This window comes from Paenibacillus sp. J22P169, assembly GCF_059691995.1.
The window spans coordinates 2,476,119-2,496,442 of sequence record NZ_JCAUAO010000001.1; the positions used below are offsets into that span (position 1 = coordinate 2,476,119).

General features: G+C 47.2%; 23 protein-coding genes and 1 tRNA gene. 7 read left to right on the forward strand and 17 right to left on the reverse strand.

What is annotated here, in order from left to right; all coding sequences use genetic code 11:
- Window positions 1–98 precede the first annotated feature (98 nt).
- Window positions 99–1,040 (forward strand): hypothetical protein, encoded by a 942-nt coding sequence (locus AC58QG_RS11370; RefSeq protein WP_497362155.1) that lies wholly within the window; start codon window positions 99–101, stop codon window positions 1,038–1,040.
- A 148-nt stretch (window positions 1,041–1,188) separates the two neighbouring features.
- On the opposite strand, the gene AC58QG_RS11375 is transcribed toward AC58QG_RS11370, so the two are convergent.
- The 4 genes from AC58QG_RS11375 to AC58QG_RS11390 all read right to left on the reverse strand — a co-directional run bounded on the left by AC58QG_RS11375 (window position 1,189) and on the right by AC58QG_RS11390 (window position 3,116).
- Complete coding sequence (locus tag AC58QG_RS11375; RefSeq protein WP_497362156.1) at window positions 1,189–1,380, reverse strand: YqzE family protein; 192 nt, start codon at window positions 1,378–1,380, stop codon at window positions 1,189–1,191.
- 92 nt (window positions 1,381–1,472) lie between these two features.
- Window positions 1,473–1,754: a hypothetical protein gene (locus AC58QG_RS11380; RefSeq protein WP_497362157.1), complete on the reverse strand. Its 282-nt coding sequence runs from the start codon at window positions 1,752–1,754 to the stop codon at window positions 1,473–1,475.
- Window positions 1,755–2,236: 482 nt separating this feature from the next.
- A complete protein-coding gene (locus AC58QG_RS11385; protein WP_497362158.1) occupies window positions 2,237–2,890 on the reverse strand; it encodes a Bax inhibitor-1/YccA family protein in 654 nt (217 codons plus the stop codon).
- 142 nt (window positions 2,891–3,032) lie between these two features.
- Window positions 3,033–3,116: transfer RNA gene (locus tag AC58QG_RS11390), tRNA-Leu, on the reverse strand.
- Window positions 3,117–3,228: 112 nt separating this feature from the next.
- Between AC58QG_RS11390 and AC58QG_RS11395 the strand changes: the two genes are divergently transcribed.
- Entirely contained in the window at window positions 3,229–3,414 is a 186-nt protein-coding gene (locus tag AC58QG_RS11395; protein ID WP_497362159.1) for a hypothetical protein, read from the forward strand.
- A gap of 150 nt (window positions 3,415–3,564) precedes the next feature.
- Here AC58QG_RS11395 and AC58QG_RS11400 read toward each other — a convergent pair whose 3' ends face one another.
- Window positions 3,565–4,350: an adenosylcobinamide amidohydrolase gene (locus AC58QG_RS11400; protein ID WP_497362160.1), complete on the reverse strand. Its 786-nt coding sequence runs from the start codon at window positions 4,348–4,350 to the stop codon at window positions 3,565–3,567.
- On the reverse strand, window positions 4,337–4,600 hold the full coding sequence (locus tag AC58QG_RS11405; RefSeq protein ID WP_497362161.1) for a hypothetical protein: 264 nt from the start codon (window positions 4,598–4,600) through the stop codon (window positions 4,337–4,339). The genes AC58QG_RS11400 and AC58QG_RS11405 overlap by 14 nt, the downstream gene beginning before the upstream one ends.
- A gap of 165 nt (window positions 4,601–4,765) precedes the next feature.
- On the opposite strand from AC58QG_RS11405, the gene AC58QG_RS11410 reads away from it, so the two are divergent.
- Window positions 4,766–5,083: a hypothetical protein gene (locus AC58QG_RS11410; protein WP_057309825.1), complete on the forward strand. Its 318-nt coding sequence runs from the start codon at window positions 4,766–4,768 to the stop codon at window positions 5,081–5,083.
- A 64-nt stretch (window positions 5,084–5,147) separates the two neighbouring features.
- Here the strand turns inward: AC58QG_RS11410 and AC58QG_RS11415 are convergent, their stop codons facing one another.
- The gene (locus tag AC58QG_RS11415; RefSeq protein ID WP_056615938.1) at window positions 5,148–5,474 is read right to left on the reverse strand and encodes a hypothetical protein; all 327 of its coding nucleotides are present in this window, start codon (window positions 5,472–5,474) and stop codon (window positions 5,148–5,150) included.
- A gap of 80 nt (window positions 5,475–5,554) precedes the next feature.
- The gene (locus tag AC58QG_RS11420; protein ID WP_497362162.1) at window positions 5,555–6,124 is read right to left on the reverse strand and encodes a xanthine phosphoribosyltransferase; all 570 of its coding nucleotides are present in this window, start codon (window positions 6,122–6,124) and stop codon (window positions 5,555–5,557) included.
- A 266-nt stretch (window positions 6,125–6,390) separates the two neighbouring features.
- On the opposite strand from AC58QG_RS11420, the gene AC58QG_RS11425 reads away from it, so the two are divergent.
- Window positions 6,391–7,107: a DUF4309 domain-containing protein gene (locus tag AC58QG_RS11425; protein WP_497362163.1), complete on the forward strand. Its 717-nt coding sequence runs from the start codon at window positions 6,391–6,393 to the stop codon at window positions 7,105–7,107.
- A 49-nt stretch (window positions 7,108–7,156) separates the two neighbouring features.
- Here the strand turns inward: AC58QG_RS11425 and AC58QG_RS11430 are convergent, their stop codons facing one another.
- Complete coding sequence (locus AC58QG_RS11430; protein ID WP_497362164.1) at window positions 7,157–7,792, reverse strand: DedA family protein; 636 nt, start codon at window positions 7,790–7,792, stop codon at window positions 7,157–7,159.
- Window positions 7,793–7,936: 144 nt separating this feature from the next.
- On the opposite strand from AC58QG_RS11430, the gene AC58QG_RS11435 reads away from it, so the two are divergent.
- Entirely contained in the window at window positions 7,937–8,977 is a 1,041-nt protein-coding gene (locus AC58QG_RS11435; RefSeq protein ID WP_497362165.1) for a YkvI family membrane protein, read from the forward strand.
- Here AC58QG_RS11435 and AC58QG_RS11440 read toward each other — a convergent pair.
- The 5 genes from AC58QG_RS11440 to AC58QG_RS11460 are packed head-to-tail and all read right to left on the reverse strand — an operon-like array spanning window position 8,909 to window position 15,358.
- Window positions 8,909–9,346, reverse strand: coding sequence for a hypothetical protein (locus tag AC58QG_RS11440; RefSeq protein ID WP_497362166.1), 438 nt, complete (start codon window positions 9,344–9,346; stop codon window positions 8,909–8,911). The two genes, AC58QG_RS11435 and AC58QG_RS11440, sit on opposite strands and share 69 nt — an antisense overlap.
- Before the next feature lie 28 nt (window positions 9,347–9,374).
- Complete coding sequence (locus AC58QG_RS11445; protein ID WP_497362167.1) at window positions 9,375–9,653, reverse strand: hypothetical protein; 279 nt, start codon at window positions 9,651–9,653, stop codon at window positions 9,375–9,377.
- A 25-nt stretch (window positions 9,654–9,678) separates the two neighbouring features.
- Window positions 9,679–12,894 carry an AAA family ATPase gene (locus tag AC58QG_RS11450; protein WP_497362168.1) on the reverse strand — a complete coding sequence of 1,072 codons (3,216 nt, stop codon included), beginning with the start codon at window positions 12,892–12,894 and terminating at the stop codon, window positions 9,679–9,681.
- On the reverse strand, window positions 12,891–14,168 hold the full coding sequence (locus AC58QG_RS11455; RefSeq protein WP_497362169.1) for a metallophosphoesterase family protein: 1,278 nt from the start codon (window positions 14,166–14,168) through the stop codon (window positions 12,891–12,893). Before AC58QG_RS11455 ends, AC58QG_RS11450 begins: the two co-directional genes overlap by 4 nt.
- A gap of 26 nt (window positions 14,169–14,194) precedes the next feature.
- The gene (locus AC58QG_RS11460) at window positions 14,195–15,358 is read right to left on the reverse strand and encodes a glycosyltransferase family 4 protein (RefSeq protein ID WP_497362170.1); all 1,164 of its coding nucleotides are present in this window, start codon (window positions 15,356–15,358) and stop codon (window positions 14,195–14,197) included.
- 172 nt (window positions 15,359–15,530) lie between these two features.
- On the opposite strand from AC58QG_RS11460, the gene AC58QG_RS11465 reads away from it, so the two are divergent.
- Both AC58QG_RS11465 and AC58QG_RS11470 read left to right on the forward strand, forming a co-directional pair.
- Window positions 15,531–16,667 carry a GGDEF domain-containing protein gene (locus AC58QG_RS11465; protein WP_497362171.1) on the forward strand — a complete coding sequence of 379 codons (1,137 nt, stop codon included), beginning with the start codon at window positions 15,531–15,533 and terminating at the stop codon, window positions 16,665–16,667.
- Window positions 16,668–16,811: 144 nt separating this feature from the next.
- Window positions 16,812–17,753: an aldo/keto reductase family protein gene (locus tag AC58QG_RS11470; RefSeq protein WP_497362172.1), complete on the forward strand. Its 942-nt coding sequence runs from the start codon at window positions 16,812–16,814 to the stop codon at window positions 17,751–17,753.
- Between the two features lie 492 nt (window positions 17,754–18,245).
- Here the strand turns inward: AC58QG_RS11470 and AC58QG_RS11475 are convergent, their stop codons facing one another.
- The 3 genes from AC58QG_RS11475 to AC58QG_RS11485 form a co-directional block, all read right to left on the reverse strand.
- Window positions 18,246–18,542 carry a DUF6509 family protein gene (locus AC58QG_RS11475; protein ID WP_497362173.1) on the reverse strand — a complete coding sequence of 99 codons (297 nt, stop codon included), beginning with the start codon at window positions 18,540–18,542 and terminating at the stop codon, window positions 18,246–18,248.
- 128 nt (window positions 18,543–18,670) lie between these two features.
- Window positions 18,671–19,144: a DinB family protein gene (locus AC58QG_RS11480; protein ID WP_497362174.1), complete on the reverse strand. Its 474-nt coding sequence runs from the start codon at window positions 19,142–19,144 to the stop codon at window positions 18,671–18,673.
- Window positions 19,141–20,316, reverse strand: coding sequence for a CaiB/BaiF CoA transferase family protein (locus AC58QG_RS11485; RefSeq protein WP_497362175.1), 1,176 nt, complete (start codon window positions 20,314–20,316; stop codon window positions 19,141–19,143). Before AC58QG_RS11485 ends, AC58QG_RS11480 begins: the two co-directional genes overlap by 4 nt.
- Between the last annotated feature and the right edge of the window lie 8 nt (window positions 20,317–20,324).

Genomic DNA, 20,324 nt, shown 5'->3' on the forward strand with positions numbered 1-20,324 from the left:
CGCAAATAACCCGCAACAGGTTCTAACATTCTTTTCAAGGCATACGAATTACAATAGTCACATACACTAGTAGGTTAGCGAGAGGCAGGTGAACGAAGATGAAGTCGTGGACCACTTGGACAGCCACTTGTATTATTCTGTGCAGTATTGGCTTCATGCCCTTACACACGTCGGCAGTAGACGACTTAGCAGGGACAAGCCTTACACAGGCTCAAGTGAAAGAACCAAGTAAAGCAGCAACCTCAACGCCTGACTTGACGAGTACAACATCCTTCGGTTCAACGATCAGTCAGTGGCAATCTACACTTGCGAAGGAAGCAGGCTTTGAAAGCTGGCTTCACGCACGGTGGAACAGCTATCCGCTCGGTCCTGGCACCCATGGATGGGTTATTATCCTATCCGATCAGGGGCATGAGGTGGGCTATATGATTGTGCATGCTGTAGCCAGCGGCGGTTTTCGTTTGACCGAATATGGGACAGGCCAGTCACCGTTATTTAGTTTAGCTACGTTGTATCGCTCTTTGATACAACAAGAACTCATTCCTTCTTCAACCTTATACGACGATTTTGTGCAAAATGAAACGATCATTGAAGACCGCTTATATATGGATACCCTTACTTCTGTTTGGAAAATCGCGCTGGGTGACGAGATTTATTATCTCGATGCCAAATCGGGGGAATTGCTGCCACTTACGGAGGATCCAGTACCACGTCTAGTTGATAGCGTTGATACCGCGACGGATTTATCTCAAGTTGCTCAAACCTTGATCCGTTCCGCATTCGATCCTTATGACCGATTGCCATGGATTGAAGGCACACCGCTGCCTGTGACATCCTTGCCTGAGCTTCAGATTGCTCTTGAGCAGCAAGGTGATCTGACCTATGTCACTGAGTTGTATGATGATCAAGTGACGATGCCTTTAGCGGTATTAGGTTATCAACAATGGCTGCATGGGGATAACTATCTTGTCTTAGAGCACGAGGGCCCGCGATATGTGCGACTAGATGCTTCCCTTGGACTTGGGGAAATTTATCCCTGAGTGCCATAGTGTCAACACGACAAGCCCACACTAAAAAGCCAACCAGCTTATCTGGTTGGCTTTTTTCGTGCGCTTATGTGAACAACGTCGAGTCTCCTTACGGAACGTGGTTCCGCTATTTGTCGCTATTGTTCTTTTAGCCCGCGGCTCATTTTCTTGACTTCGTCCGCCCGAACAACATCCGCGCTGCTAACGGCAGCATCCCAAACCAACGAGTTTGCCAACCTTCACGCTGCTCTTTGATCGTTGCTTTTGCTTGTTGACGTACTTCCTTCGGCGTGTCGATATAGGTGACGACTTGTTGGGTTATGTACTTCACCAGATCATCGCTTTTTGCCATAATCCCACCTGCCCTTTTACCCTTATTCTAACCAGAGCTATAAGGCTTTAAACTACGCAAAGACAGGTGGCATACCGCTTACTCATTGGCAATCATCCTGGCCTTCCGCCGCTCTCCGCAATAATTTTATCAGCAAAGGATTTGATCGTGCCACAGCCTAACAGCATCGGCTTATTATCACACAGCAACATCAAGGTTTGTGCATTCGTATCCCAGGCATATTGGAAGCCAACATTCATGCTGACCACTGATATCGTAAATTTGCCTGAAGCTGTGTTAGGTATAGCAAATCCTTGCCTCCTACCTACCTGCTGCAACGCTCTGAATACCGAAGGCGAAATCCCTTTATATATCCATGTGCTACAAGTTGCCATAGGTCTTCTCACCTCTTTCAATTAGGATCATTAAATTGTATGAGGCAAGTGCTGAAATCGTGCTTATTTCCATAAAAAGCATCCATTTGGTTCGTTGCATATGCTTCTAATCTCGTCCAACAAACATAAGCTTAGAGTAACTAGAGAGAGAAAGAGGTGTTGGTTTGAATGTGGGAACTAATGCTTGCAACTGAGCAGCTTGACATTTATATGGATGAAGCAAATCTTAGGCTTGAGATACGTATAAAATCCGAAAAAAATGTAGCTCCTTTCACACTCCGTATGAATTATACTGATCTGACCCAGTTAATCCATACACTGCTAGAAATCAATCGAAGCTTTCGAGGAGATATTCCTTTTTTTCATACGAAAAGGCTGCCAGGCAAGTCTTAGCCTTTCAGCAAAAAAGCACGATGGTCTCCCCCACATTTTCGTGGTTCGGAGCCATCGTGCTTTTTTATTGTCCTGCGTTAACCGCATCATTAGTTTCTGTTAAATCCCGCGATCGAAGCGATGAAACGCAAAATGTATAGGAACAAGTTAATAAAATCAAGATAAATATTCAATGCTGCAAGTGGAACAGCTTCGGATGCGACACCGTTGCGATACTGTGCGACATCGTACAGAACCCAACCGCTAAAGATCAGAATCCCAACCATCGACCAAACCAAATTCATGACAGAGCCGAAGTTTAGGAACATACCTAGCACACTCATCAGGACAAGTCCAATCGTACCTGCAAACAAGAAGCCGCCTAGGAAGCTAAAATCACGTTGGGAACGGTGGGCATAGAAGGCCAATGACCCGAAAATCGCTGCCGTTGCGAAAAAAGCACCCGATACCACACTAGCGCCAAGCTGTCCGCCATACGCCATGATGACTGGATATAGCGTCACGCCAGAAATCGCTGTGAACGCGTAGAGAAAGCCGTAGCCAATATGCTTGCCGCGAATTCGGATAACGATAGCCGCTACCAGCATGACCACCTCTGCGATAACGAAGAGCATAACCATAGATGGAGGTACTACCATTGCGCCGATCAATGTCCCCAGAAAGGAAACTAATAGGGAAATGGCGAACGTTTGAAGCACATGCGCAAAGCTGCCGGATTGTGTAATCGTAACTGTTCTATCCATGAAAAATTCAGCTCCTTTAGATTTAGAGAAATGTACAATCTATCCTATGTATTATACCTTCATTTCATGAAAACCGCTACAGGGCAGCGTTTGGACATAAAAACACCCTTCTCTGAGAACTCAGAAAAGGGTGTTTCCGCGATGCGATCAAGAGGACTCGAACCTCCACGGGGGTAAGCCCACACGGACCTGAACCGTGCGCGTCTGCCAATTCCGCCATGATCGCGTTTACAAAATTAATATACCATGTGATGCGAAAGCTCGTCAATGAAACTTTTACCACGCATGTATAATTATATAACCACTTCCTAACCCTATTCGCAAAGGAGGTATGACCTATGGATGAAGAAGAAATCAAAGCATTGGAGCCGAAGTATACGGGCAATCAGCGTCATTTAACCGAGGGTGAAGCAGAGGGGATCGTTCACGATCCGAATTTCAAAAACGAGAATGATGATGGCGAAATCTCTGACATCGACGCGCTAGCAGCAGGCCTCGGCTATGGCGTGTTCCGCAGAACGTAGATAAGCAAACTGTATAAATAAAGAGGGTATCCCAAAAGCCATTTATATGGCTTGGGACCCTCTTTTTGCAATTATTTATATCGAAGCGTTATATTCCGCATCTGTAAGCGTGTTTTTCACCGTTACAGCGCTGGGAGATGGCGATTCTGGTCATCCCTGCGAATGTGCAGCAGAACGCTTACTCATTTCAAGCTCATACAACGTTCCTGATGCTAGGATAGCTTCGTAAACCGTTCTTCCAATCAGGTAGCCTACAGTAGTCGCTGTACCAGCGTAGCGGTACGTCGCTCCTCTCCCCGTCGCGGCAATTAACACCGCATCTGTTGTCGTACCTGTTGCGATCTGACCATGGATCGTGGTGTTCAATTCTTGAAGAGCCGCAGCTTTGGCTTCTGTAGCCGTAATTACGGCATTCACCATGGCTGCATCCGTCAAATTGCCTTCAATGACAATGATAGTGTTAATCGTACCAGGATAGAGCGAGGTAGCTGGCAGTATAGCACCTGCTCGTGCTTTATTCCCGAGCCCGACGGTCACCCAAGCGGCAACTCGAAGCGATTCGTCTACTTTTGCCTCGTCAACAGGCTCCACACCATGCTCTTCCTCTGGAGGCCAAGCTAATTCCTTGAAGCCCACATCCTTCACCCAAGCCGCGGTAAGCATGCCAGCCGTTTCTTGAGGATCCAGCCCTTCACGTGCAATGAAAGCTTCCATCTCCAGCAGCGGGTCAATCTCGTTATAGGCCTTGTCCACTTGTCTATTCATCAACACCCGATGATGGCCAAATCCGCCACCCCATGGGGAGGAATTCAGTGTTCGCAATGGGTTGTCGCTATTAATCTGCAAATACCGTCCGTATGGCGATTGCACCTGCTTCATCCCCACACTTGCTATGAAGCTTCTATCAGAAGCTCCCGCTCCCTCAATCTGCGTCATCGGACAGATCATCCGGCGTTATCGTTTCTTGAGGCAGCATGAACGCTGGCGGCCTTTCGTTCTCATAAGGCTGATACACGTAACCGCGGGCAAGCTTGACGACTCTACGGTTTTTTTTGCGAATCAGAACCGTCTCATCATCCCATGCAACGACAATACCTCGAACATCGTTCGCGGGGCTGACATCTCTAATTACACGAAGCAGTGTGCTATCTACGCGATATTGATCCAATTGTTCTTCTGAAATCATCTATGTAGCACCTCCATTATAAGTATCACAACTTCCTTAGCATACACCAATTTGCGATTCGGTGAAACGTTACATAAATCCATTCATCTTCGGTTACCTTAACGAGGACGAGACATGCGACAAGGCAAAGGCTAACTCATGCCTACCGTAAGGGAGGACATTACAATGGAGAAGAGAACGTACTACATCAATGTAGGTACGGGAGAAGTACTCGAAGACAGCACCGCACTTGATTATGAATTTGAAATATCCGCAACGGAAGATGACATCGCTAAGCTGCAGGAGCTTTTTGAAGAGACCGACAATTCTTCTCAAGGCAGCTACGCAACTTCCTGGCTCCCCTGGAAAGTGTACTACTCGAATGAAACGAATCAGGAATATGACTATTACTTAACGGAAGTATATCGAACGCTGCATCGTCTTGGCTCTGAGCAGACCAAAAGACATATCGAAACCATGAACGTTTTAGAAAATGGCATCTAGCCAAACATTAAAAAGGCCAAGAATCCCTGTGGAATTCATTGGCCTTTTTATCATATATGGGTAATTAACTTACATGCTCTTTCGAATCATTCGTTTCAAACCAGAAATCAAGGACTTTGCTTGACATCACACGTTTCTTGATATAATCCGATTGTGCAACAGAGAACTGCTGCTCCCACTCGATCGTTAGCTCCGTACAAAGCTTCACGATAGTTAACAACTCGGACCAGGCTACATAGCGCTTATACCAGAAAAATTGAGGGTGTTCAATCATATACGGATACAGGTCATCAAACTCTGTATGTTTACAATCAAGAGCACGTTCAAAGTGAGTCTTTGCTTCCCCAAGCTTTGTCATAAAATAGTCAATGGAACCATTTTCGATACCCATAGATGTCAGCCTCCTCTCTTACCTTGTAATCATTATAATAGATAAATCGGTTTCAGGGAAGTCATTCTCATGATGTAAAATCAGTCAAAAGTGATCTGCCCGTTCGCCAGTGAGGCGATTCGAGCCAGTGACTCCACGCGAATGCCGCGTTCGCGGATGGATTTCCCGCCATTTTGAAAGGATTTCTCTACAACAATACCTACGCCGACTAGCTCTGCTTCTGCTTTTTCCACAATGCGGATTAAGCCGCGGGCTGCATCCCCGTTGGCAATAAAATCATCAATCAACAAAATGCGCTCGCCTTTTTGCAGCAAATGTGAAGATACCATAATATCGGTAACAATTCCTTTGGTAAAGGATGGCACGCGTTCACTATACGTATCTTGATCCATCGTTAACGTCTTCTTACGACGGGCAAATACCATCGGAACACCGAGCTGCAAAGCAGTCGTATAAGCAATAGGAATACCTGATGATTCCACTGTTAATACTTTGTCTGGCTTGGTTTCTCTAAACAATCTTGCAAATTCTTTTCCCATCTCCATAATGAGAACAGGATCTACTTGGTGATTCAAAATAGCATCAAGTTTAAGTACTTGATCCGAAGCAACGACGCCGACCTCTAAGATCCGCTGTTTTAATAACTCCATGAAATCGGCCCCCTAAAGCTTTCTATTATGAGTAAGTTACCATATTGCTCCTGCCTCTTTCAAGTCCATTTAGAAAATAACAAAAATTCACTGAAACTTTTTGGTTATCTTAGGTGTCTATATAATATAAGGATTACATTCATTTGGAATTCGTTCTAGAATTGCTCACATTTGGGCAGGAAGATGCATTGAAAACCTACGATAAAACAGTATCATTAATCTTACTTGTATTTTCTACTTCAATGACTCTTCGGAGGAAAGGAAAGATGGCAATGAACAACCTAATTAGACCCATCCTTGTAGGCTGTATGCCTGTTGCAATTGCATCATTCTTGGTAACTGGATGCCAAGAATCATCTGCTCCTGCTCCTAAGGCTACTATAGACGTTTCAAGCACGTATACACCTTCACAAGTGAACCAAGAATCTACTCCTCCGACCATCGTCGCCGTTCCGACTGCCACACCTGCGATAGACGAAAGCATCAAGCATGAAGCTCAAGTCGCTGGTATCACCAAAGTAGATCAAGGGGATATTACCCCAAACCAAGCTTTCACAAGTCCTAAGCCTACTGCTAAGCCGAAGGTAAAAGCGGAAGATGCTTACCAGCAAGAAAAGCCGACCTTGATGGGATTAAAGCTTGGCACACCAAAAGCTGCAGTACTGGAGCGTTTTGGCAAAGTGAAAAAGCAATTTGTCATGGAAGAAGACAACATTGAGGTTTACGATTTCACAGACTTTTCAGTTGGTTTCAATAGCAAAGGAACACTTGAATTCGTTGATGTGCATTCGATTGACATCGATCCCGGTTTACATGGCTTACGTTTAGGTCAAAGCGTACAAGACGCAATCGCCACCCTTGGCAAGCCAGATACGAACTCAACCTACGTGTTGTCCTACAAATCACAGGGCACTTTGCTTAAGATCGATATTGATCCGCATAACAACACGATTCAATCCATTAAGCTTTTTGCCAACTCTTAACCCCTGCAATCAAACAGAAGACCATGAATTCAGCCTCTAAGGTTGAAATTCATGGTCTTTTTTTGGGTTTACGTTTCAGAACAACAATATGATGCTTACGGAATCTAAGGTAGATCAGAACGCCGATGGCAGCAAGAATAGCCAGAAAGAATAGTGAAATCCCCATGTAGGTATGCATCAAGTGTAAAAACCCTTCAAGATTATTGCCGATGAATCGGCCCAGTGTCAGAAAGGTTGTACACCAAAGCAGCGCTCCGGTTCCCGCATACAAGATATACTTATAAAACTTCACGCCGCTAACACCTGACAAATAACAAGTGAAATGGCGAACGCCAGGTACGAAGTACCCGAAGAAAACCGTCCACAGCCCGTATTTCTTAAACCAACCTTCCGCTCTCTCGATTCGACTAGGAGTCAACTTCACCCATTTGCCATACCGATTAAGAAATGGTTTACCCACACGATGACCGATTATATAGCTTACCGTCATCCCCGTCATCGTCCCTGCATAAATAACGGCAAGTGTTGGTCCGTAATCAAATGGGCCTCCTAGAGCAGTCAAAGACCCGATGAATACCATTAAGGTTTCATCCGGAATCGGAACACCAACCATCCCAGCGGACAACAAGAGATATAAAGCTACATAGCCGTAATGGCTAATAAAATCAAACAGGAATTCCTTCACAACCGACACACTCCCGAATTTAACATCAACTGCCCTTTTCCGCGCAATGGGACTTACGCAGGGGCTTGCCCTAAGTTCCAGTCATGCGAGCATGCACACAAACATACCTTGTACTATATCAAACGAAAGAAAGCGAGGCAATATATGCGAAATGGTGCACAGATTGTCCGTGTCGCCTTCACCTACATCGGAACCGTCGTTGGGGCAGGTTTTGCTTCCGGACAAGAAATCCTTCAATTTTTCACTCGCTATGGCTCGCTGGCAACATTAACGATTGCTTTATCTACGGTGTTGTTCATATGGATCGGCATACAACTTATGCTTATGGCACATGACTTGAAAGCAGAATCCTATGAGGATTTAAATAAGGTGCTTTTTGGAGAAAAAATCGGAAAATGGATCAGTTTGTTTATGATGGTTGTTCTTTTTGGCATTACAACGGTCATGTTAGCGGGTGCAGGCACAGTGTTTGAAGAGCAGCTTCATCTCTCCTACACGACTGGACTTCTGATCACGCTCGTTCTTTCATATGTGGTTCTAACGCGCGGGATCAAAGCCATCATGACCGTCAACTCCATCGTTGTGCCCATTATGTTAATCTTCAGCTTCGTCATTGTCGTTTATACCTGGAATTCCCCTGCGTCTGGCAATTGGCTGCGCATTACAAGCGATGATTCGCTTATTCGCGTCTGGTTTGCCCCATTTCTATACACTGCCTTTAATTTGGCCATGGCACAAGCCGTACTCGTACCGATGGGCGGAGCGATTCGCGATCGTTCCGTGCTCTATTGGGGCGGAATGCTTGGCGGAGCAGGCATTGGGCTGCTTCTACTTGCTGCGCATTATGCCCTGTCTGCACAAATGCCAGGTATCGCACAATTTGAAATTCCAATGGGAAATATCATGACTAAACTTGGCTATTTCCCTCAAGTCGCTTATTTGCTCGTCATTTACGGCGAAATATTCACGACCTTTATTGGCGATGCCTATGGCTTATCCATGCAGTTGCAGCAACGAATCAAGGTGCCTCCCAAATTGCTGCTCATCGCCATCTTACTTCTTAGCTACGCAATCAGCCACATTGGATTTAAAACGCTATTAACCGCCTTATACCCGCTATTTGGCGTGGTTAGTGTCGTTTGGCTCGTGTTGATGATCTGGCGCAACCGCCGAAGCACGTTGTAGAGCACTCCCTTGGGGGAAGCTGAGCACGACAATCAAACGGATGAACAACAACAGCATGCCCATTGCGGAAATGATAATCCCTGTAAGCAAATACGCCCAGTGGAAATTCGCGATCTCCGTATGATCTCGCCCAACTGCCACAAGCTCAGCGATCATCAATAATAGTCCTATGAGAAATAACCCAACTACGGAATAATCAATAATAGTCCATCTTGAGAAATAAGTAACAGCGATCTCGACTTGGCTGACTGCTCTCGGCGAGGCAGCTTGCTGACGCCAGAGCTGGTGAACGGTCCAAGCGGTATAGATGCCGGCACCTGTCACAAAGAGACCGACCACCGCACCTAGAATAGCTAAAAATAAATTCATTCGCGGGCTCTCCTTTCATCTTCCTAGGCTAGTGCTGACGCAAGCCATAGATGAGCAATAACGTGCAGACAAAGCTAATGACTGGAAGCGCATAAAGCAAGGGGAGAATCATCACTGGGGGGAGCTTCATCGCAGGAAACCAAATCAGCTGCAGACGCTTCCTTTCCGTCTCCCCATCCTCTTGTTCTCCCTTGAGAGCTCGAAGCGTATCTGAGGCTCCCTCATTCCACTGGATCTTCCCTTTTTTCCACCCGACCTGATAGGAAATTTCACGATGATCTTTCCTCTTCTCGTCTCCTGATTCCACGTTTCATACCTCCAATCCATGACTTCTATAAGTGAATATAAAGGTGACCAGGAATTACACGGGCTGCCGCATCACGCACATGACCATGGCATGTAAACAGCAGAACCTGATGACGCTGACTCAAATCAGCCAGAACGCGTAAACAGCTTTCCATTCGTTCCTCATCGAAATTCACGAGAATATCGTCCAAAACCAATGGTAAAATGGCCTTTCCACCATACTCTTCTACAAGCGCAAAACGCATAGATAAGTAGAGCTGCTCGGCTGTTCCACGACTAAGCTGGTTCGTATCTACGGTCTGTCCGTTAGCTCTTACAGCAAGTAATCGTTGCTCGCCAAAGGGTGCTTTGACAGCTACGAACGCGCTATTCGTCATCTTGGTGAAATACTTAGAAGCCCGCAGCAGCACGCCCGGCTGACGCTCCTTTTCATACAAATCGCGTGCCTTTTTCAAAAGGAGTGCAGCAAACGAAGCCACCGCGTACTGATTCACTTGTTGAGATAACGTCGTTCGAATCGCTTCCACTTGTAAACGCTGATTCGCCGCTTCCGGACCCTGCTCCAGCTTCTCGATCTGCCCCGTAAGCTTTCCGATGGCTTCTCTGAGCTCATTCGTGTTCGTGATCGTATCCACGAGCTTCTCTTGCAGCGACACCGCTAACAGCGCTAGATCTTCTTCGCCTTGTGCATCCATCAGCTCCACAAAGCTCGGTATGGCCGCTCGGCTTAACAGCGATTCAAGCGAAGCTTCCAATAGAACTCGCTCGTCATCCAGCTTTCTCCGTTCCAGTTGCTCCCTTTCCAGAATGCGGAGCTGCTCACCGTCAGCTGCAGTAGCCTCCTGTAAGAGCTGTTGAAGACGCGCTTGTGTCCGATCCGCATGTTGCTGAACTAGCAAGAGTTCTTGCTCAGCTTCTAAGTGCAACTGCTCGTTCTGCTTTTGTTCCGCGAGGAGTACGAACTGCCGCTGCTCATCTTCTTTCCAACGCTTCAACGCAAACAAAGCATCGTGACTGGAAGGTGGCAACTCAAGCAGCTTACTTACCGTTTCTTCAAATGTATGGACGTTTCCGGTTAACATGTCTAGCTTGGATGCTATTTTGTTCAGCTGACGCAGTCCCTCCTGCGCCTGCTCGATGACCTGTATCGTTTCGAGTAGGGCATCTGTTGATAAATGTAAACCTACCCCTAGGTTTTGCAGCCATTCCTGCCAGGCGGAATACAATTGATCCGTTTCCGCTTTGACTTCCGCTGCATAGCGGATGCGCTGCTCATTTTGCTGCTCTAACGTTTGCAGATTTTCCTGAGCATCCCTGAATTTCTCAAGCTTTCGGAGCTGCTCGCTGTGTAAATGCTTACTCTTCTCCGCATCCCGAAACCAAGCGTCCAGATGTGGCTGAAGGGCTTGCAGCGATACATTAGGAAAATCATTGGTTTGCATTGTGGCAACAGCCGCTTCTTGAAAGCTTGACTGTTGATACTTCTGTAGTCTTTGCCCATATTGGCGAATCTGATCTTGAATACGATGTTCCAACTGTTCGAGTTCCTGCTCCATGCGATGATCTTGAACGATGATGGGGGGCATGGCACGAGACGCTCTGCTCCCTTCCTTTTGACGACCCATCAACCAAATATAGCAAGACACCCCTGCGAAAATAAGAAACATACAGGCAGCGGCGAGCCAGTTGCCCTGCCAGCCGAAAATTAGCGGTGTAACCAGCGCTAGAAGCCCTGCTGCGATCATCAGGCGTCCACGCAATGCACGAGCCGAATCTCGACCAACCTTAGCTGCTTCTTCGAGACCTTGAAGGTATACCTGTTGTTCAGCTTGACGTTCTCGGTGATGAGCAACTTGACTGGATACTAGCTGCCAACGGGCATAATCCGAAGCCAACTTCTGCAAGAATGACATTGGATCGGAGTCAAGGGACCCCGTACCACCACGCATACCTCGGCTGGCCTCTTCCAATTGAGCTACACGCTCTTGCTCGCGCGTAATCTGCACCTGTAAGCTCTCCAGCTCCGTCTGCATGCGCAGCTCATTTTCCGTTCTTAGGCGGAATTTCTCTCTATAGGTACGCACCTGTTCGCGAAGTGAAATTGTAACAGCGAACGAGGTGACATCGGTTTCATCCCATTGCACATCCAAATTGGATAGTAATCTATCTACTTGCGCACGTTGGTGCGCAAGCTCAACTTGAAGCTGCTCGATCTGGCGCTTATGCTCCTCATAGCTAGCCGCTTGCTCCAGCAAGTGGTTCAGCTCGATTTGATGCGCGAGCACCTTCGGCTCCATAGGGAGCGCAGCAAGCTCACCGCGCAAGCTCAGCACTCGCAGCTGCAGCTTGTCGCGCTCCGCCTGGAGGCGCTCCTGCTCAGCCTCTAGCGCCTCCAGCCTTGCGGTGGCCTGCTCCGGGAAGCCTGGGCGAGCCGGCAGGCCCTCCAGCTCGCGGCCGATCTGCCGCAAGCGGAGCCAGCCGCTGCGCGCCTTGCCGGCCAGGCTGAGCTTGTGCAGCTCCGCGCGCAGCGCCTCCTGCTGCTCCTCCAGGGCAGCAGCGCGCGCCTCCGCGGCGCGGCGCTCTTCCTGCAGCCGATCGTAGTCGGCTGCTCCGTCACGGCTGCGGCGCAGCGACTGCTCCAGACCCTCGAGCTCCTTCAGGAGACGGTTCATCTCCTGATTGCGTCCGCGGGGTCTGTACAGGCCGTCGGCCTGCGCCGTCAGCTTGCGTTCAGCCTCCATGATGGCTGAACCGCTTACACCAAGCCCAGCGCTATACAGATAGCCGCTGAGCTCATCGGTCTGCAGGGTGCGAAGCTCCTGCAGCTCGGTTAAACCAAAAGCGAACAAGCTGCGATAGAGGTCGGCCGAGAGGCCGCCTAGCAGCGTGTTCAGCAGCTCTTCGCCGCCGGTGGTGCCATCACCGAGCGTGACCTTGACGAGCCCCGCAGAGGCTCGCTTGCCGCCTGTGGCGGGCGCGTCGTAGCGCTCGACGCGGATGCGCTGACCCTGCTCATCGAGCAGGGTCAGCGCACCCCCGTGGGCGCCGCCGCCCAGCGGCTCGTAGCGCTCCGAGCGATTCGTTCGCGTCGGGAAGCCGAACAGCACCGCGCGAACGAAACCCATGAGCGTGCTCTTGCCCGCTTCGTTCGCGCCATAGAAAACGGCCAAATTACCGTCCGTATGCAGCTGGCGATCACGCAAGCTGCCAAATCCATCGACTTGGATGGCTATAATTCTCATCCAGGTCCCCCTCCATCTGCGGTCAGCAGATCCGCGACAAGTATTTCTGCGGAACTCAGCCATTCGTGCAGCTGCTCGGGCGTTGCCGCTGCCGGATTCCCTGCGGAATGAGGCAACCCTTGCAGTGCGGCTAAAGCTTCGCCAGCGAAGCTCTCCAGTGAGGCGTCGTCGTTTTGCAACGCAGCTGCAAACCTTAATAGATCGCCTAAGAAGCTCTTCTCTTCCAAAGCTGCTGCCAGATCAAGCTCGCTTGCCGTTCGATCCTCGATCGATTCGATCCACACAAAGCTGCCCCGCTCCACTTCTTCTTCTCTCAACTCATCCATCAATTCTTGCAAGGCTCGTCCCTTTCGCAGCCGTTCATGAATCTCACTACGACCTTCCAAGACGATTCGCACAATCCCGTCTCGGCCATCGGCTTCTTGACGCAGCCGATCCAACAGTTCACCTAAGCGATCTTTCAATACCTGCTCCGTCCGAATATGTGTTACTAATAATTTTTCTTGAAACCAACGAACCGTGTCTAGCGCGTGAAAAGTAAGCTCCGAGCGTCCATTTTCATCTATGTTTACTAGATAACAGCCGCGAGGCCCCGTTTCTCGAATACTTCGACCTTGAATATTTCCTGGGTACACGATGGCTGGGTGCTGGTTCAAAACCTGTCTTGTATGTACATGGCCGAGAGCCCAGTAATGCATGCCCGCGTCCATTAAATCCTGCTTGCTGCAAGGTGCATAATTATCATGATGGGGATCTCCATCGACATTCGTATGGAGAAGTCCGATTTGACAGACTTGGGCTTGTCCCCTTTTAAATTTCAAAGCAAGATTCTCGGTAACCGCTGAGTTCCCATACGAAATACCATGTATCTCGGCAATCAAGCCGCGATCCGGCTTCACGATCTGGAAGGTATCCACCTGCTCAGACGCAAAAAAATGAACGTCTGCCGGCCAAACCAGCTTTGCGGCACGTCCATCCTCGGGGTCATGATTACCATGTATGATATAAGCAGGAATGCCTTCAGCAGCTAATTGTTCCACTGCTTTTTGAAAGCGAATTTGCGCACGCAGCGAACGATCCGCCACATCGTAGACATCCCCGCTAACCAGCACAAAATCTACTTGTTCTTGTATCGCTAGTGCCACAAGCTCCTTCAACGCTTCGAACGTCGATTCTCGAACTCGCTCTCGAACCCGTTCAGGAAGCGCCGACATGCCTTTAAAAGGGCTATCTAAGTGCAAATCGGCAGCATGTATAAACCGTAGTCGTTTCATGGCTTTAACGCCTTCCTTTGTGAACTTTATTCCTGTTGACCTGCATCCGCTTGATCTGTCTGCTCTGTCACCTGATAGCGTTCATACACACTCTTCAATTGACGGAGTACGCGATTCAACGAGTAAGTTTTTTTCGCTTTTTCCCATGCTGCACGCGCTAAATTGTAGCGGAAGCTAGGATCTATAACGACTTTCTCCAGTGCATGGCTTAGCGCCATCGCATCACCTACAGGTACAAGTAAACCGTTGTGACCATGCTCGATTTGTTCAGCAATCCCACCAACATTGGTACCAATTAAAGCCAACCAACACAGCGCTGCTTCTGCGAACACAGACCCGAAAGCCTCTGCACGAGATGGCAGAACAAACACATCGAAGAACGGCATGAATTCTTCCGGATGGAGCATATAGCCATAAAAAATAGTATCTTCATAAATATTGTGCTCGATGGCTAATTTCTCAAGCTCTTCACGGCTCGGTCCATCGCCAATAATATGCAGTACAAAGGGATGACCGCGCTTCTTCAGCTCACCACAAGCAATGAGCAGTGTATCCAATCCTTTCGCGGGAACCAACCGACAGACGGTTATGAATTGCGTGACTTGATTTTCATGTGAAATTGGACGGAATCGCTTCTCATCAAAGCCATTTGGAATGACGCCAATGCGTTCACTATCCTGAACATAATCAGCCATGTACTGCTTAAACGAATTTGAAACCGTAATAATTTGATCTACCTTCGCCTCTAACTCCCCATAGATCTGGGTTAAGAATTGATGTTCCACGCCATTCTCAGCAATGCGTCCATTCAAAATAAGCTCACGCTCAAAACTGGAGTGAATGGTCAAAATGACAGGTGTATCTGGATAAATTTGTTTCATAACCAGTGCAGCAATCGGATGATGGGCATGTATAATATCAAATTTCTTAGAAATTCTGAGCTTCGTCCACCATACATAATCTTTATAGGTTTGAATGTATTTATCGATAATCGGGTTTCCGGCATACTTCCGCCAATCGAACGTAGCGAATGACACGTCCTCGGTTCCCTTGCCGCGAATCCGCTTAGGTAGCGAGAAAAGTTCCATTTCCCAACCTTTTTTATTAAATCGTTCCAAAATATAGGGAACCATGGATGATACCCCGCCCGGTTGTTCCGGGGGGAAAAACAATGCTTGCAATATGTTCATTGCATGAGCCCCTCTCCCAAATCCTTGAGCTTACCTTACCTATTGTAACTTGTGTCGGGCGAATAGAAAAGAGAACACAGCCTCAACAGCACAAATGTTCTATCCCTGCTCCTCATTTTCCTTTATAATAGAGTCTACTTCTGTGGAAAAATAGACCAACTTGGAGGAACTCATGGACATCATGGATTTACTTTTCGGACAATTAGCTTCGTTTCTATCCCATGCCATGATCGTTGTCGTGGTTGCGCTCATGTTCGTGATCTCACTGCGTTTGTTTCTAGACCGACGCAAAAAAGCGTATATGTCCATGACGATATCGCTCATTATTGTCGGTATCCATTGTTTGCTTCAATTGTATTTAATACTTAGCGGTAACAATACGAGCATCGCTGATTACTCGCAGATCATGCTCAAAATTATTTCATTTGTACTTATAAATATGGGAATTTATCAATTATATAATCGAACGAACCGCAAGCAATATATATTTTTCTATGGCTTAATCATTATGGGATTTGTCGTTTCTACGCTCCACTTTATTGTTCCTAATCTGTATAGCGGGACCGAGCATCAAGTTCGTCTACTGCAAGATATTGGCCTTGAGCTGTATGTATTTGTGCTCATTTTTCTCTGTTTTTATATGATTCCACCCTACATCGGTCAGCAAATGAAATATCAAGCAGCATTAACTCTCTACTTTTTCTTTCAAACGGTTCAGCTTCTAAATACCTATATGTATGAGAATGCGCAGCCCGTGCTTTCCCTCGCTGCCAATCTCCTACCTGTCCTGTATTATTTTCTCTTATTTATGATTCTTTTCGAACGTGTCGTCGAACTCATGCAAGCCATCTACAATTCATCGATTACTGACGGCTTAACACGGCTATATAATCGTAAATTTTTCTACAATCGCGTTACACAGTACGTGCAGCGACATTTACCTGTTTATATTTTGTTCAGTGATATCGACAATTTCAAGAAATTAAACGATACACAAGGACACCAGATGGGTGACAATGTACTCAAACAGGTTGCTCAAATTATGAAAGATGAAGCAGAAGAATGCGGGATTGCCGGTCGTTATGGCGGTGAAGAGATGGTGATCATGGTTTCCGATCCCAGCGTGAAAATGGAAGCCTTTGCTGAGCGAATCCGCAGCCGAATTGAGAAAGAAACGATCGTAACAGCGAGTATCGGATATAGTAAATACAAAAATGGATTAAGTGCGGAAGAACTCATTAAACAAGCGGATGAAGCCATGTATCGCGCCAAGACAACAGGAAAGAACAAGGTTGTGAAGTTTGCTTAATTGGCTGTTCAGCTAAGTACCGCACCTGGAGGTAAGTAACTCACTTACTTTTCAGTTCTTATCTCTTAACGCTCCATGCCTTATAATAGAATGTGTACAGACAATTCCGTACAAATTTCATGTTAGATCAGGAGGCAATACAGCATGCAATATCGTAAACTCGGTAACAGCGGTCTCAAAGTTAGTGAAATTAGTCTTGGCAGTTGGATGACCTACGGCGGCTATGTCGGGGATGACCCTGCTGTGCGTTCCATTGAACAAGCTTATGATCTAGGTGTTAACTTTTTCGATACAGCCAATGTGTATGAGCGCGGTGAAGCGGAGAAGATTATGGGAAAAACATTAGCGGCTTACCCACGGGACTCCTACGTTTTAGCAACGAAAGTGTTTGGTAAAATGGGCGACGGTCCTAATGATCGCGGTCTCTCCCGCAAACATATTAAAGAACAAGCCGAAGCAAGTCTACGTCGACTTAATGCGGACTATATTGATATCTACTATTGCCATCGCTTTGACACAGAGACACCGTTGGAAGAAACTCTGCGCGCTCTGGATGATCTAGTTACCCAAGGTAAAGTACTTTACATTGGGGTAAGTGAATGGACGCCTGCTCAAATTGTGGAAGCCTATGCGCTTGCTGATAAGCTATTGCTCGATAAGCTGATTGTGAATCAGCCTATTTACAATATGTTCAATCGTTACATCGAAAAAGATATCATTCCGCTCGGCGAAGCAAAAGGCTTCGGTCAGGTTGTATTCTCCCCTCTTGCCCAAGGACTTCTAACTGGCAAGTACCGTGCAGGTCAGCCAATCGCCACTGATAGCCGTGCAAGCAGCAAAAACTGGGATGAAAAGCAGCTCAGCGAGGCTTCCTTACTTAAAGTAGCCCAATTATCCGGTATTGCGGATGAGTTAGGCATCAAGGTGTCTCAACTAGCCATCGCTTGGATCCTACGCCAAAACAATGTATCCAGCGCCCTTGTCGGTGCAAGCCGACCAGAACAAGTCGTTGAGAATTGCAATGCAAGCGGCATTCGTTTGACGGATGATGTCCTTAGCAGCATTGAGACTATTCTCCAAGGGTAAGTCGAGTTACTGTAGCAATTGAATAGTAAGTGAAATGCGAAACCTGCCATTGCGCAGGTTTTTTGCATATATTTGAGGGTGGATAGGTAGTTGGGGTAGTTGGGGTAGTTGGGGTAGTTGGGGTAGCAGGATTGGTTGTAGCAATTGGGTTGGTGGAGTAGCTAGGCTCGCGTGGGAATTGGCTTATGACTGTAACCGAATTTACTAGATTCGCAATAGTCCGCAGGACTCAGCTACAAGAATAACAGGAAATTATACAGCTATTCCGTTGAATTCCCCGCGAAAACTCAATTTAGATGGAAAATATGTAGTTAATTCTCCTCCAATACTCACATTTGCGCCATCCCAGTAAAATTAACTGTATGAAATCCATTTATTCGCTGATTTCACGGTATTCGCGAAGAATTAACTGGATAAAATCCATCTATTCGCCGCAAGCATTGGATTTTCAAATAAAAAAAGAGGAGCAACTACGCTCCTCTTCCCTCATTCTTATTCATTACCTTCCAAATAATGCTCCTTACAGAACGCTTCCACGACTGCGACTTCATCATCCTCTAGATCGAAATCCAGATATAGCTCAGTCGTTTTCTCGTATAGCTCATATTTCATAAGTGCTGACGTTTCTTCGGTCACATTGTAAATGGCTCTAATATAGAGGCCACTCTCGCAATATAGTTCATCATCTTCTTCAACTTCAATATCGATGATAAATTCATAGCGTTTCCCCGTCAAAATCCCAAAAGGATCTCTAACCAATTCCACTGTATAGGTTGTAATGGTAAACATCGTACCGCCCCTTTCTCTTCTGCACCTGTTAGTATACCCGAAATGTGAGCAAAAGAAAAAAGAGCATCTCCCATTCATCCCGAGAGATACCCCTATAGGTATTTCGTCCGACGGAAATAGCACCGTCTTCACTTCACCCCTAAAGCGTCCAGATTCCGCTGAATTTGCAGTAAATGCGTCTGCACATGACGAATAAAGCCTTGAAACAAATCGACGACGGAGACGTCTTTACCGTTATTATTCCCCTTGTGTTCCCACTGCTCCTCTGTCAAACGCGCATAGAACAAGGCGTTGTAAGCAAGCACAGCATCAAACGCAAGTAAAATATCATGGAGCTCCGTCTGATTCGCTCGGGAGCTTGCCACCCAGGCATCCTGATCATAGAGTAGGAACTCGTTGCCAGTCTCCGCAACAATTTTGCGTATACGTACGGCATGTACGAAGCTGGCATCTACGAGATGAGCTACTACTTCTTTGATGCTCCACTTTTCTGGTGCAGGCTTCCATTCCAACTGTTCACGTGAAAGCTCGCTGACTCGTTGTTTAATTAACTCCGAAGTCGCCCGGTAAATATCAATATGAAGCCTTGTTGCCTTACTCATGATCTAACACCCCATTCTCGAAAAATGTCTTCCGTATGCTCACCTTTAAGAGGCGGCTTGCGATAAATCTGAAACTCATAATCCGTTAGTTTAATTGGATAGCCTACCGTGGTGGTTCTTGTCTGATTCGGCAAATCAAGCTCATGAATCAAACCACTTTCCTTCACTACAGGATCAAGTAAAATATCCTCAAACGTATTTATCGGTGCGCACGGCACACCTCGCCCATCGAAGATGTCGAGCCATTCTGCTGCTGTTTTCCGGCTAAATGCTCCCTGAAGCAACTGAGCCAGCTCCTTCTGATACTTCGCTCGCAGTGTCTGATTCTGAAAACGCGGATCATCAGCTAACGCTGGCTGCTCCACGGCATCCACCACCTCACGCCAAAGCTTCTCATTCCCAGCCGCAATAACGAATGGCTTATCACTCCCGTGATAGCCTTGGTACGGTGCATTGCGTGGATGTGCGCTGCCCAATCGCTTCGGTGCTGCGCCATTGCCGTAATATTCACTCGTTTGCAGAGCGGATATTCCCAATACGCTTGCTAACATGGAGCAATCAATGTAGCTGCCTTTCCCGCTCTGAGAAGCTTGATGAATCGCCGCAACGACCGTATAGGCACCGTAGAGTCCCGCTACGAAATCAGCCACGGGAACACCGCATTTGACAGACTCGCCATCCTCTTCGCCCGTTACACTCATCAACCCGCTCATCGCTTGGATAGTCACATCGAAGGCACCCTTTTGTGCGTAAGCACCCGTTTGACCGAAGCCTGAAATGGAACAATACACGAGCTTCGGATTCGTTTCCACCAATCGTTCATAACTTAGACCGAATTTGGCGAGTACGCCAGGGCGATAATTCTCAACAATCACATCGGCTTGTGCACATAACTCACGCAATCGCTCAAGCTCTTCAGGAGCTTTAAAATCAATCGCAATGCTTCGTTTATTACGATTCAGGGAACTGAAATTAGAGCTGTAACTCTCCCCCTCTTCATTTGTATAAAATGGAGGCCATTCCCGCATGCTGTCCCCAACATCCGGTCGTTCTACTTTGACGACATCCGCGCCTAGATCAGCGAACAACATCCCCGCGAAGGGACCTGCGGCAATTTGACCAAATTCAATGACTTTTATGCCTGTCAGAGGGCCGTATTTGTTGCTACTCATGTTCTCTT

Excerpts from the sequence above, each read along its gene's own strand:
- AC58QG_RS11400 (WP_497362160.1), bottom strand. The coding sequence starts at position 4,350 with ATGACGCAGATTGAGGGAGCGGGAGCTTCTGATAGAAGCTTCATAGCA.
- AC58QG_RS11465 (WP_497362171.1), top strand. The coding sequence starts at position 15,531 with ATGGACATCATGGATTTACTTTTCGGACAATTAGCTTCGTTTCTATCC.
- AC58QG_RS11370 (WP_497362155.1), top strand. The coding sequence starts at position 99 with ATGAAGTCGTGGACCACTTGGACAGCCACTTGTATTATTCTGTGCAGT.
- AC58QG_RS11455 (WP_497362169.1), bottom strand. The coding sequence starts at position 14,168 with ATGAAACGACTACGGTTTATACATGCTGCCGATTTGCACTTAGATAGC.
- AC58QG_RS11420 (WP_497362162.1), bottom strand. The coding sequence starts at position 6,124 with ATGGAGTTATTAAAACAGCGGATCTTAGAGGTCGGCGTCGTTGCTTCG.
- AC58QG_RS11385 (WP_497362158.1), bottom strand. The coding sequence starts at position 2,890 with ATGGATAGAACAGTTACGATTACACAATCCGGCAGCTTTGCGCATGTG.
- AC58QG_RS11435 (WP_497362165.1), top strand. The coding sequence starts at position 7,937 with ATGCGAAATGGTGCACAGATTGTCCGTGTCGCCTTCACCTACATCGGA.
- AC58QG_RS11395 (WP_497362159.1), top strand. The coding sequence starts at position 3,229 with ATGGATGAAGAAGAAATCAAAGCATTGGAGCCGAAGTATACGGGCAAT.
- AC58QG_RS11380 (WP_497362157.1), bottom strand. The coding sequence starts at position 1,754 with ATGGCAACTTGTAGCACATGGATATATAAAGGGATTTCGCCTTCGGTA.
- AC58QG_RS11440 (WP_497362166.1), bottom strand. The coding sequence starts at position 9,346 with ATGAATTTATTTTTAGCTATTCTAGGTGCGGTGGTCGGTCTCTTTGTG.
- AC58QG_RS11450 (WP_497362168.1), bottom strand. The coding sequence starts at position 12,894 with ATGAGAATTATAGCCATCCAAGTCGATGGATTTGGCAGCTTGCGTGAT.
- AC58QG_RS11410 (WP_057309825.1), top strand. The coding sequence starts at position 4,766 with ATGGAGAAGAGAACGTACTACATCAATGTAGGTACGGGAGAAGTACTC.
- AC58QG_RS11405 (WP_497362161.1), bottom strand. The coding sequence starts at position 4,600 with ATGATTTCAGAAGAACAATTGGATCAATATCGCGTAGATAGCACACTG.
- AC58QG_RS11460 (WP_497362170.1), bottom strand. The coding sequence starts at position 15,358 with ATGAACATATTGCAAGCATTGTTTTTCCCCCCGGAACAACCGGGCGGG.
- AC58QG_RS11475 (WP_497362173.1), bottom strand. The coding sequence starts at position 18,542 with ATGTTTACCATTACAACCTATACAGTGGAATTGGTTAGAGATCCTTTT.
- AC58QG_RS11470 (WP_497362172.1), top strand. The coding sequence starts at position 16,812 with ATGCAATATCGTAAACTCGGTAACAGCGGTCTCAAAGTTAGTGAAATT.
- AC58QG_RS11425 (WP_497362163.1), top strand. The coding sequence starts at position 6,391 with ATGGCAATGAACAACCTAATTAGACCCATCCTTGTAGGCTGTATGCCT.
- AC58QG_RS11375 (WP_497362156.1), bottom strand. The coding sequence starts at position 1,380 with ATGGCAAAAAGCGATGATCTGGTGAAGTACATAACCCAACAAGTCGTC.
- AC58QG_RS11415 (WP_056615938.1), bottom strand. The coding sequence starts at position 5,474 with ATGGGTATCGAAAATGGTTCCATTGACTATTTTATGACAAAGCTTGGG.
- AC58QG_RS11485 (WP_497362175.1), bottom strand. The coding sequence starts at position 20,316 with ATGAGTAGCAACAAATACGGCCCTCTGACAGGCATAAAAGTCATTGAA.
- AC58QG_RS11480 (WP_497362174.1), bottom strand. The coding sequence starts at position 19,144 with ATGAGTAAGGCAACAAGGCTTCATATTGATATTTACCGGGCGACTTCG.